The sequence below is a fragment of the candidate division WOR-3 bacterium genome (assembly GCA_039804025.1).
Classification (GTDB): Bacteria; Hydrothermota; Hydrothermia; order Hydrothermales; family JAJRUZ01; genus JBCNVI01.
Map to the genome: position 1 here is coordinate 50433 of JBDRZP010000016.1, position 11082 is coordinate 61514.

At 29.5% G+C, this 11082-nt stretch carries 10 protein-coding genes; 8 read left to right on the forward strand and 2 right to left on the reverse strand.

Features of this window, described 5'->3' with window-relative positions:
* The first annotated feature begins 4 nt into the window (after nt 1-4).
* From ABIN73_07000 to ABIN73_07030, 7 genes are read left to right on the forward strand one after another with little or no spacing between them, the layout of a single operon-like run.
* Nucleotides 5-2125, forward strand: a complete 2121-nt coding sequence (locus ABIN73_07000) for a Smr/MutS family protein (GenBank protein ID MEO0269470.1) — start codon at nt 5-7, stop codon at nt 2123-2125.
* The gene (gene dnaG / locus ABIN73_07005; GenBank protein MEO0269471.1) at nt 2122-3795 is read left to right on the forward strand and encodes a DNA primase; all 1674 of its coding nucleotides are present in this window, start codon (nt 2122-2124) and stop codon (nt 3793-3795) included. Before ABIN73_07000 ends, dnaG begins: the two co-directional genes overlap by 4 nt.
* Nucleotides 3786-5468 (forward strand): sigma-70 family RNA polymerase sigma factor, encoded by a 1683-nt coding sequence (locus ABIN73_07010; GenBank protein ID MEO0269472.1) that lies wholly within the window; start codon nt 3786-3788, stop codon nt 5466-5468. The genes dnaG and ABIN73_07010 overlap by 10 nt, the downstream gene beginning before the upstream one ends.
* Nucleotides 5469-5494: 26 nt before the next feature.
* Nucleotides 5495-6247: a glycosyltransferase family 2 protein gene (locus ABIN73_07015; protein MEO0269473.1), complete on the forward strand. Its 753-nt coding sequence runs from the start codon at nt 5495-5497 to the stop codon at nt 6245-6247.
* A 9-nt stretch (nt 6248-6256) separates the two neighbouring features.
* On the forward strand, nt 6257-7948 hold the full coding sequence (locus ABIN73_07020) for an AMP-dependent synthetase/ligase (protein ID MEO0269474.1): 1692 nt from the start codon (nt 6257-6259) through the stop codon (nt 7946-7948).
* The gene (locus tag ABIN73_07025; protein ID MEO0269475.1) at nt 7938-8570 is read left to right on the forward strand and encodes an OmpA family protein; all 633 of its coding nucleotides are present in this window, start codon (nt 7938-7940) and stop codon (nt 8568-8570) included. The genes ABIN73_07020 and ABIN73_07025 overlap by 11 nt, the downstream gene beginning before the upstream one ends.
* 1 nt (nt 8571) lies before the next feature.
* Nucleotides 8572-9213: a site-2 protease family protein gene (locus ABIN73_07030; GenBank protein MEO0269476.1), complete on the forward strand. Its 642-nt coding sequence runs from the start codon at nt 8572-8574 to the stop codon at nt 9211-9213.
* Between the two features lie 3 nt (nt 9214-9216).
* On the opposite strand, the gene ABIN73_07035 is transcribed toward ABIN73_07030, so the two are convergent.
* Both ABIN73_07035 and ABIN73_07040 read right to left on the reverse strand, forming a co-directional pair.
* Complete coding sequence (locus ABIN73_07035; protein ID MEO0269477.1) at nt 9217-10473, reverse strand: Y-family DNA polymerase; 1257 nt, start codon at nt 10471-10473, stop codon at nt 9217-9219.
* 1 nt (nt 10474) lies between these two features.
* On the reverse strand, nt 10475-10837 hold the full coding sequence (locus tag ABIN73_07040; GenBank protein ID MEO0269478.1) for a S24 family peptidase: 363 nt from the start codon (nt 10835-10837) through the stop codon (nt 10475-10477).
* Between the two features lie 84 nt (nt 10838-10921).
* Here ABIN73_07040 and ABIN73_07045 point away from each other — a divergent pair.
* The coding region (locus ABIN73_07045; GenBank protein MEO0269479.1) for a helix-turn-helix transcriptional regulator at nt 10922-11082 on the forward strand (161 nt) is incomplete at its 3' end.

Below are 11082 nucleotides of genomic sequence, written 5' to 3' on the forward strand. Positions count from 1 at the left end.
TGGATTGGATTATTTAAAAAATATTAGTGAAGAAAATGATATCGAAAAAATTAAAGAAAGGTTTGAAGAGTTTAAAAGATACAGTGTTTTACTAAGAAAGAAAAACTTTTCTTTACCTGATTTTAAAAAATTAGAAGCAGGGACATCTATTTCCAGATATTTTGTATGGTTCAGAAATTATTTAAGATATGTAATTGAGATAAGAAGAGAGATAGAAAATCTTAAAGAAGATGCAGATTTATATTTACCTTTCGATTATGAAATTTTATCTTTTTACCAGAAACTTGAAATGACTTTTGATGATGAGGGTAATATAAAGGATACTGCATCTCAAGCATTGAGAGAGATAAGAGAAAAGAAGAGAGAGCTTTATCAGGAAATAGAAAGAAGGATTAAGATTTCTATTGAAAAGTACAAAAAGGAAAATATCTTAAGGGATGAAGAAATCTATTATAAGGAAGGTAGATTTACCATATGTTTAAAAACTTTACCTCAAAATGTAAAACTTATCGCCTATTCAAGGAGCGGAGAAAGTTATTTTGTTGAACCTGAAGACATAGTAACCCTTAATTCTAAGTTTAGACATTATGAAGATATGGAAAAAGAAGAGGAAAGAAAAATAGTGAATCAAGTTTTTTCTGAATATAATGATTTAAAGGAGGAAATTTCTGAACTGGTGTATTACATTTCAAAACTTGATTATTATACTTCCCTGTTTTTGTTTACAAATAAGATTTCAGGTGAGATTCCACAATTTGGAAAAGAAAAGAAATTCAAATTGATAAATACTTATCATCCTTTACTTAAAATAAAACTACAAAATAAATGTGTTCCGTACACAATAGAAATTCCTGAAGAAGAGAGTGTTTTACTTGTTACAGGTCCAAATGGTGGAGGAAAAACTACTTTTCTTGAAACCATTTATCTTTTGATAGAAATGATTAAAAGAGGAATACCTGTTCCCTCATCTTCACAAAGTTATTTTTATATTCCAGAAAAAATTTTTATGGCTGGATTTGAAGAGAGAAGCAAAATAGAGGAAGGTTTTTCAAGTTTTACTCTTTATCTTGAAGAAATAAAAAAATCCTTTTCTGAAAGTTTTAAGGATAAACTTGTTCTTCTTGATGAATTCATGGGGAATACTGACCCAGAAGAAGGTGGAAATCTTGGTATTGGTATATTAAGAGAATATAGAGATAAAAATATTAAAACTATATGTGCTACTCATAATGATAAAATTAAATCTTATTTAAGAGAAGAAAAAGGAGTCTTGATTTCCGCTTTTACACTTGATCTTGAAGCTCTATCACCTACATATAAGATTGAGGTAATGAAAATTTCTCCCAGTTATGCATTGCTCGTTGCAAGAAAATGTAATTTACCTGAATCAATTTTTGAAAAAATGCCTGAATCTACAGAAATAATTGATAGGATTTATAGAATGAAAGCTGAGATAGATAAAGAAAAGAAGGAGCTAGAAAAGGAAAGAGAAAATTTAAAAAAAGAAAGAGAAAAACTGGAATCTGAATATAAAAAGGAACTGAAAAGAAAAATTGAAGAATGGAACAAAGAAATAAGTAAGATTTTAAAGGAATTTGAAGAAAAAAAGGATAAAAGAATTTTAAAGAAAGCGATTCAAAAGATAGAAGAAAAAAAGAGCGAAGTTGAAGAAAGAATCCCCTCAAGGTTAGAAATAGGTAGCTTTTATTCAGTTAAGGAAAGTTCAGTAACAGGTAAACTTTTGGAAATTAAAGGTGATAAGGCGGTTCTTGATGTAAAAGGTAAAAAAATGGAAGTTCCTGTGAGTTATTTGAGAGAACCGGTTGAAGAAAAGATTCATAAGGAAATTGATATTAACCTTTATTCTATTCCCTTACCTTCCAGAGTTTTATCAATAAGGGGAATGGAAAAGGAAGAAGCTGAGGAACTTGTTGAAAGGTTCCTTTATGATGCAAGAGCAGCAGGTTATAATGAAGTTAGAATTGTGCATGGTGAAGGGAAAGGTATCTTGAAAAAAATGGTTTTTGATGTTATTAAAAATATAGATTTTGTAGAGGAATATTTTCACCCTTCATGGAATGAAGGAGGTGATGGAGTAACTGTTATTAGATTTAAAAAAACATGAATATTTATGATGAAATAATATCTTCAATTTCTCCTCTTGAAGTAGCTCAGAGATATCTTGATTTGAAAAAGAGCGGTAAAAATTACCAATCTTTATGTCCCTTTCATCCTGATACAAAACCTTCCCTTTCTTTTGATCCTGAAAGAGGTCTTTTTTATTGTTTTGGGTGCGGAAAGTCAGGGAATTTAGTTCATCTTATCTCTGAAATAGAAGGTATATCAAAGTATGAAGCCTTAAAAGAACTTGCAAAAGATGCTGGAATAAAATTAAAGGAAGATAGAATCTCTGAGGATAGGGAAATTTTAAAGCTTTTTGAGGTTCTTGAATTTGCTCTTAATGAGTATGAAAAGATTTTATTTGAAAGAGAAGGAGAAAAAGCACGAAACTATCTTGAAGAAAGGGGTTTTAAGTTAAATACAATAAGGAGATTTAGAATAGGTTATGCACCATCTTCTGGTGATTATATTCTTAAAAAAGCAAGAGAAAAGGGGATAAACCCCTCACTTCTCCTTGAAGTTGGTCTTATTACAGGTTTAGGAGGGGTATTAAAGGATTTTTTTAAGGATAGAATTATTTTTCCTATTTTTAATACTTTTTCTAAGTGTATAGCTTTCGGAGGAAGAGCCTTTGAGGGTGAACCCAAATATTTGAATTCTCCAGATAGTAAGATTTTTAAGAAAAGTAAAAATCTATATGGAATTGATATTGCCAAAAATAAGGCAAAAAAGGAAAATACCCTTATACTTGTAGAAGGTTATACGGATGTAATGAGGATGGTTGAAAATGGTTTTGAAAATACTGTGGCACCACTTGGAACAGCTTTCTCAGTTGAACAAGCCTTGATTATGAAGAGATTTGCTGATATTATTATAATACTATTTGATGGAGATAATGCAGGAAAACGTGGAATGAAAAGAACTTTGCCTTTTTTACTTAAAACGAATTTGAAGGTTAAAATCGCAGAACTGCCTCCTAATGAAGATCCTGATTCTTACCTAAAAAAAGAGAGTAGGGAAGAAATGGAAAAAGTTTTGAGTTCCTCTAAAAATTTTCTTGATGCTCTTCTTCCAGAAAATATTCCTTATGATCCTTATGCTCAGAGTATTCTCCTCAATGAAATGATAGAGTTTATATCCAATATACCCTCTGAGCTTGAGAGAGAATTGTTTATTAAAAGAGTTTCAGAAAAATTTTTAATATCTCCGGAATATATAAGGTCAAAAGTTAAATTTTTAGGAGAAGAAAAAAATGAAAGTAAGGATGCTTTACCTTCAGAGTTCAGTCTTTTTGGTATAATAGCTTCTTTTAATAAATTTAATAAAGAAGAAATTGAAAAAAGAGGTATAGATGAAAGGGTATTTAAGAGTGAGCTTTTAAAAAGAATTTTAATTAAAATTCGAGAAGGAAACACACTGGAGGAGCTTCTTTTTGAGTTAAGTGATAATGAAAGGAAAAAGGTGGTGGAAGCAATATTTAAAGCAAGAGAAAAGTTTTTAAATTTTGAAAAAAAAGGAGAGGTTGAACCTTACGAGTTTGCTTTTGAGAAGCTTGAGAAAAAAATGAAGAGAATATTGAAAAAAGAAAAAATTTTTAAGGAGTGGAATGAGTATAAGGAAAGTAAGGGTTCAAATCCTATTAGCCAAAAAGAAAAGGAGGAAAAATGTCAGTGAAAAACAGTAAAAGAATTAAAAATAAAAAAAATAATGAAATAGAAGGAAAAGAGATTGAACAGATGTTAATTCAGAGTGTTATAGATAGGATTATGGAAAAAGCCAAAAAAAATAAACAAATAAGACAGGAAGATTTAAATGACCTAACAACCAATTTACCTCCTAATCTTGTTGATGAGGTTATTGAGGCACTATTTGCAGAAGGAATAGAGATTGTTGAAGAAGATGAAAGAAAAAAAGAAAGAGAGATTGAGGAACCTGAGATTAAGGTAAAGGATGACCCTGTCAAAACTTACTTAAAGCAGATTTCCAATTTAAGACTTCTGACAAAGGAAGAAGAGGTAGCTCTTGCAAAGACTATTTTTGATTCTAAGGAAAAAATGAAGGAGATTCTTTTTAAAACTGATTTTGGGTTAAAAAGATTTGTTTTTTTCCTAAGAAAAGTTAAGGACCTTGAATTGCAGCCTGAGGAAATACTGGAAGTTGATTCAAGCTACTGGACAAATAAGGTTGTTAACAGAAAAGAAAAGAAGAGAGTACAAAAGGGTATAGAGGAATTTTTGAAATTTTATGAAGATGTTTTTGAAAATAAAAAGAAAAATTTAAAGGATTTAGATGGGGAAGAAAAAAAAGAACTTGAAAAATTATTTACAAAAATAGTTCCGAAATTCAGTTATGTTCAGGAAAATGTTGATAGATTATATGAAGAGATAAAAACCCTTGAAAATTTAAATTTAGAATATAAAAGATTAAAAGAGGAATTAGAGGAAAAGGAGAAAGATAATTCAAATAATGACCCTGTAATAAATAAAGTTAAGGAGACATTAAACGTTTTAAAAAATTCAATAAGAGAATATGAAAAGAAACTTGGTTTTTCTTACAAAGAACTTGAAAAAATTAAAGAAGAAATAGAAAAAGCAAAAGAGGCTTATAATTATGCAAGGAAAAAGATGGTTGAAGGAAATGTTAGATTAGTGATAGGGACTGCTAAGAAGTTTATGAATAGGGGAATTGAATTTCTTGATTTAATAGAAGAAGGAAATATTGGTCTTTTAAAAGCTGTAGAAAAATTTGATTACAGAAAAGGTTATAAATTCTCAACATATGCTACTTGGTGGATAAGACAGGCAATAACAAGGGCAATTGCTGATAATTCAAGAACTGTAAGAGTTCCTGTTCATATGATAGAAACTTTAACAAAAATTTCAAAAGCACAAAAGGATTTCTTACAAACTTACGGAAGAGAACCAACTGTTAGGGAACTTTCAGATATTTTAGGTTTGCCTGAAGAAAAGGTAAAACAAGCTCTTGATGTTTCCCATCAGCCTCTTTCTCTTGATAAACCTATAGGAAAAGATGAAGAGGGAGTTATGGAAGAGGTAATTGCTGACCAGTTTACAAAATCTCCCTCTGAGCTTGCCCGAGAGGCAATTATTAAAAAAACAATTGAAGAAGTTCTATCAACTTTAACAAAGAGAGAACAAAAGGTTATTAAGTTAAGATTCGGTCTTGGTAATCATCCACCAATGACACTTGAACAGGTAGGTAGAATATTTGGAGTTACAAGGGAGAGGATAAGACAGATAGAAGCCCAGGCATTAAAAAAATTGAGACATCCAAAAAGAGCTGAAAAATTAAGATCCCTACTTGAAAAACTGGAAAGAAGAGACTGAAAAATATTTTTGAATTATTTTAATTGATGTTCAACATAACAGGTGTAATAATTTCTCTTGATGCTGAAAATACAATTGAAAAAGCAATTGATTCTCTCTCCTTCTGTGATAAAATAATAGTTGTTGATGGAGGTTCTAAAGATAATACGATTGATATAGTAAAGAGAAAAAATTGTTTGTTATTTGAAAGAAAATTTGATAATTTCAAAAATCAGAGAGAGTTTGCTCTTTCAAAAGTAAATTCTGATTGGGTAATTTTCCTTGATGCTGATGAAGTCCTTGAAGATATTCTTATAGAAGAAATTAAAAGAGAAATAAAAAAAAATGAAGTTGATGGATTATTTTTGAATAGAATTTCTTATTTTCTTGGAAAATTAATATATCATGGAGGATGGTATCCTGATTTTTCTTTAAGGGTTTTTAAAAAAGGAAAAGCAAGAATTTCTGATAACATTGTTCATGAAAAAGTTTTAATTTACGGAAAAACTAAAAGAATAAAAAAAGGCAGGATTATCCATTATACAGATCCTGATCTTTTTCATTATTTAAAAAAGTTAAATCTTTACACAGAACTCTCAGCAAGAGAACTTTTTGAAAAAGGTAAAAGAGTGAGTATTTTTGATTTAACCTTAAGACCTTTTTATTTTTTTGTAAGAATGTATTTTTTAAAACTCGGATTCCTTGATGGATTTCAAGGTTTCATACTTGCTGTATGTTCTGCCTTTCATACTTTTATTAAATATGCAAAATTGTGGAATTTGAGAAATAAATTAAGATAAAATTCTTTTATGGAAAAAATAGCAGATATTTTTTTGAGAGGTTACTCCATTTCAAAAGATCAAATGCTTTCAAGGATAAGGAGGGGAAATACCTTTGAAACTTTCACATATTCGCAGGTTCTTGAAATGATAAAATCTATTGGGGGTTATCTTAAATCAAAAGGCTTTGTAAAGGGTGATAGAGCAGCAATTTTAGGTGAAAACTGTCCTGAGTGGGGAATTTCTTATTTGGGAATACAATGGGCAGGTGGAGTTTGTGTTCCTCTTGATGCAAGAGCAAGTCCTTATGACTGGGAGCATTTTATGAGACATTCAGAATGTAAGTTTATTTTTGTGAGTGAAAGATTTGTGTCTGATATTCTTGAAATAAAAGATAAAATTGAGAGTTTAAAAGGGATAATTTCTTTTCCTAATGGAAAAGAGAGCACTTTTTCTTTTAAAGAAGTTTCTTTTTTTAAAGAAAAACTTGAATATCCTGCTATAAGAGATGAAAATGAGCTTGCAATAATCCTTTACACATCAGGGACAACAGGAACATCAAAGGGTGTAATGCTTTCTCATAAAAATATTATTAGTAACATTGAAGCAGTTTTAAAGGTCTTTGATTTTAATGAAAATGATCATCTTTTTTCTGTTTTGCCTATTCATCATGTTTTTGAGGGAACATGTGGTTTTCTTGCACCTTTATATGTAGGGGCAAAAATAACTTATGCAAGGTCTTTAAAGCCAACTGAGCTTCTTGAAGATTTGAGAGAAACAGAGCCTACAATATTTCTTACAGTGCCATTATTGCTTGAAAAGTTGTTTAATGGTATTCAGAAAAATATAAAAAGCCTTTCACCTGGTAAGAAGGCTTTCTTTAAGTTTATGTCTCTTTTAACAAATTTTTTAGATCCTATAACAAGAGAGAAAACTTCAAAGATTTTTTTTAAAACAGTAAGGGAGAGAATTGGGTTTGGAAAGATCAGATATATAATCTCAGGTGGTGCTGCTTTGCCACCATGGGTAGGTAGGGGATTCAAGAAATTAGGATTTCCTATATATCAGGGTTATGGTCTTTCAGAAACTTCTCCTGTGGTTTCAGTTAATCCTCCAAAAGGTAAAAATAAAATTGAGTCTGTTGGACCACCTATTCCTGGTGTTGAAGTAAAAATCATGGATCCTGATGAAAATGGAATTGGTGAAATAGCTGTTAAAGGTGACATTGTTATGTTAGGATATTACAAGGATAAAAAGGCAACAGAAAAAGTTTTTAAAGATGGTTGGTTTTTAACAGGAGATTTAGGGTATATAGATGAGGATGGTTATATTCATATTACAGGAAGGAAAAAATCAGTTATAGTAACAAAAGGTGGTAAAAATATATATCCTGAAGAAATAGAAGAAAAATTACTTGAATCTCCTTTTATTAAAGAATGCATTGTTCTGGCAAAAATTCACCCAAAAACTAAAACAGAAATTATACATGCTATAATATACCCCAATTATGAGGAAATTGATAGTAGAGCAAAAGAACTAAATGTTGATGTTACTGAAGATTTGGTAAGGGAATGGATTGAAAAAGAGATAGAAGAAGTGAATAAAAAACTTGCTGATTATAAAAAGATAAGATCCTTTTCCCTGAGAGATGAGGAGTTTCCAAAAACAACAACACAGAAAATAAAAAGATATCTATTTGAGGAGGGGGGTATTGAAATTTAAAAATATTTTATTGTTTTTAATATTTCTAATTCTCATCTCTTTATTGATATTCGGTTATTTTTTTGTAGTTGTCCCTTTACAGCTTGAAAATAAGGATTTAAAAAGGGAAAATGAATTTTTAGTTTTAAAAATTTCAAAAGAATTGGAAAATCTAAATCCTATGAAAAAAGATACATTTTCTCTTAATTTACCGGAACCTCTTCTAAAGGCAAAAGAGGAGCTATCAAAAGAATTTAAAGTAATATCAGAGGGGAGTTTGATGAAAGTGATAATTCCAACTGATGAAATCTTTTTACCAGGTAATTATGTGATTTCAAAACAGGGTGAAGAAAAGCTTTCTAAACTTGCCAAAATTATAAAGGAATTTCCTTATAAAGAATTGGAAATTCAGGTCCATACCGACAATATTCCTGTTCAAACGAAAAAGGATTTATTTCCAACAAACTGGGAGCTATCAGCAAGAAGAGGAACCGAGATTGTAAGATTTTTAATCACAAAAGAGAATATACCACCTGAAAGAATTTATACTTCCGCTTTTGGAGACTCAAGACCTTTGGTTAATGAAAACACAAAAGAAGCAAGAGAGAAGAACAGAAGAGCAGAATTTATAATAAAATTCTGAAATGTTTGATATTGTAAACCTTTTGATTTTTTTACCTGGAATTTTAATAGCACTTACAATACATGAGTTTTCGCATGCTTTAGTTGCATACAAATTAGGTGATCCTACAGCGAAATTTTCAGGAAGGTTAACTTTAAATCCACTTTCCCATATTGATCCTCTTGGTTTTATATTTTTATTTCTTGTTCACATTGGATGGGCGAAACCTGTTCCTGTTGATCCCTTTTATTTTAAAAACCCTGAAAAGGATATGGCGAAGGTTGCAATTTGGGGTCCTCTTTCCAATTTAATTCTTGCCTTTATAATTTCCCTTATTTTGAGAATCTTCTTTCTTTTTCCTTTTACAGAAAATCTTTTTTTATTTTATCTTTATAAAATTTTTCTCTCAGCTTATGTAATAAACTTGATTCTTGCTTTTTTTAATTTATTGCCCATACCTCCTTTAGATGGTTCAAAAATTCTTATACTTTTTTTACCCTTTGAATGGAAATTAAGATATAAGGAGATTGAGCCTTATGGATTTTTTTTACTTGCAGGGCTTATATTTATTTCAAGTTTTTTGAGAATACCCTTATTTGAAATTTTAGTTTTTTTACCTGCCAGTTTGGTTTCCCGTCTTTTTCTTGGAATGAGTCCTTTTTAATATTTATAAAACTTTTACCCCTTTTATCTCTTCCCATCTTGTTGTATACCTTCTTGATCTATAAATTTGTTTCATGTCCCATTTTTTTGTTATAAATTCTCCAGCAAGATAAATGGTTTCTCTTCCAAATATTTTATTTATTTTATCTATAGTAAAAATTATCTTTTTCTTTTTTTCAGTAAAAGTGAATTTGTCAGAAAATATGTTTTTTATTTTTTTCTCATCCTTTATAAGTCCGCAAAAGTAAATACCTGCTTTTTTATATTTGATTCCTTCTTTAAAAATTATTTTTAAAACTTTTTCAGCAAATTTAACAAGATCCGGTGTATAAGCTGTTGGAGATGGTAAATTTATTCCCATATCTTTAAAATAAAAATTTTTTTCAAAGGGGGAGCTCATTATAAAGATATGAAGTTTAGAGGCAAGAAGGTTTTCGCTTCTTAATCTTTCTGCTGCTACTGATATAAGGTATGTAATTGCTTCCTTTAGTTCTTCAAATTTTTCTATTTTTTCTCCAAAGGTTCTTGACGAACTTATACCTTTTCTTTCTAAATTTTCTTCTATTTCAAAACATTTTATTCCTTTAATTTCTTTAAGTATTTTTAATCCTCTGAGAGTGAGGTTTTTTCTTACCCATTCCTCATTCAAATTTTTAAATTGATAGGCATTAAAAATTCCTTTTTCTCTTAAAAATTTTGCTGATACAGGTCCTATTCCCCATATATCTTCCACATCTATTTTCTTTAATAATTCATCTTTTTCAGGATGATTTATTATATTAAAAATTTTTTTATTTTCATTTTTTTTGGCAAATTTTAGAGCAATTTTTGCAAGAACCTTTGTTTCACCTATTCCTATGGAAACAGGAATTTTTACCCATTTTTCAATTTTTTCTTTAATATTTTTTAAAAACTCTTCTTTATTTTCAATTCCTTCAAGGTCAATAAAGGCTTCATCAATAGAATAAACTTCTATTTTTTTTGCAAAACTTTTTATTATTCCCATTACCCTATTTGAAATTTCTTCATAAAGGGTGTAGTTTGATGAGAATAAAAAGATATTATTTTTTTCAATTATATTCTTATATTTAAAATAAGGAGCACCCATTGGAATACCCATTTCCTTAACTTCCTTTGACCTTGCTATTATGCAGCCATCGTTATTTGAAAGAACAATACATGGAACTTTTTTAAGATCAGGTCTAAAGATTCTTTCACAGGAAACATAAAAATTATCACAATCAATAACACCTATAGCCATTTTAAAGCTTCCTTATTAGAAAAGTTATAATACCAAAAACTTCAAACTCAATGTTTTCTTTTATTTCTTCCTTTATACTTTTTGAAATAAAAAATTTTTTACCTTTTTCTTTTATAATTCTTCCTATTACAAAATCACCTTTAAATTCTGCCACAATTAATCTATTTTCAAATTTTTCAATTGATGCATCCACAACAATTATATCACCCTTTTTAATACCCTCCCTTTCAAAATCTTCTTCTACTCTCATAAAGAAAGTGGAAAAGGGATTTGAAACTATAAATTTATTTAAATCAAGAGGCTTTTCTTCATAATCCCTTGCAGGTGAAGGAAAACCAGTATAAATAACTTTTAGTTTTTCCATATTTTAATTTTAATCCAAATTGGATAAATAAAATCAAATTAATCCGAATTGGATAAATTTAAATTTTTTACTATATAATTAAGAATGGATATTATTGGGAAAAAAATAAGGGAATTGAGGGAAAATAAAGGTTTGACGCAGAAGGAGTTTGCTTCTTTGCTTGGTTATAAGTTGCTAACGGTTTCAAGGTGGGAGAGGGGAGAGAGGAAGCCCTCTTTTTCTGATTTAAAGAAGCTTTCTGATAT

Coding starts and splice junctions, on each gene's coding strand:
- dnaG (MEO0269471.1), top strand. CDS start 2,122: ATGAATATTTATGATGAAATAATATCTTCAATTTCTCCTCTTGAAGTA.
- ABIN73_07010 (MEO0269472.1), top strand. CDS start 3,786: ATGTCAGTGAAAAACAGTAAAAGAATTAAAAATAAAAAAAATAATGAA.
- ABIN73_07015 (MEO0269473.1), top strand. CDS start 5,495: ATGTTCAACATAACAGGTGTAATAATTTCTCTTGATGCTGAAAATACA.
- ABIN73_07020 (MEO0269474.1), top strand. CDS start 6,257: ATGGAAAAAATAGCAGATATTTTTTTGAGAGGTTACTCCATTTCAAAA.
- ABIN73_07030 (MEO0269476.1), top strand. CDS start 8,572: ATGTTTGATATTGTAAACCTTTTGATTTTTTTACCTGGAATTTTAATA.
- ABIN73_07035 (MEO0269477.1), bottom strand. CDS start 10,473: ATGGCTATAGGTGTTATTGATTGTGATAATTTTTATGTTTCCTGTGAA.
- ABIN73_07040 (MEO0269478.1), bottom strand. CDS start 10,837: ATGGAAAAACTAAAAGTTATTTATACTGGTTTTCCTTCACCTGCAAGG.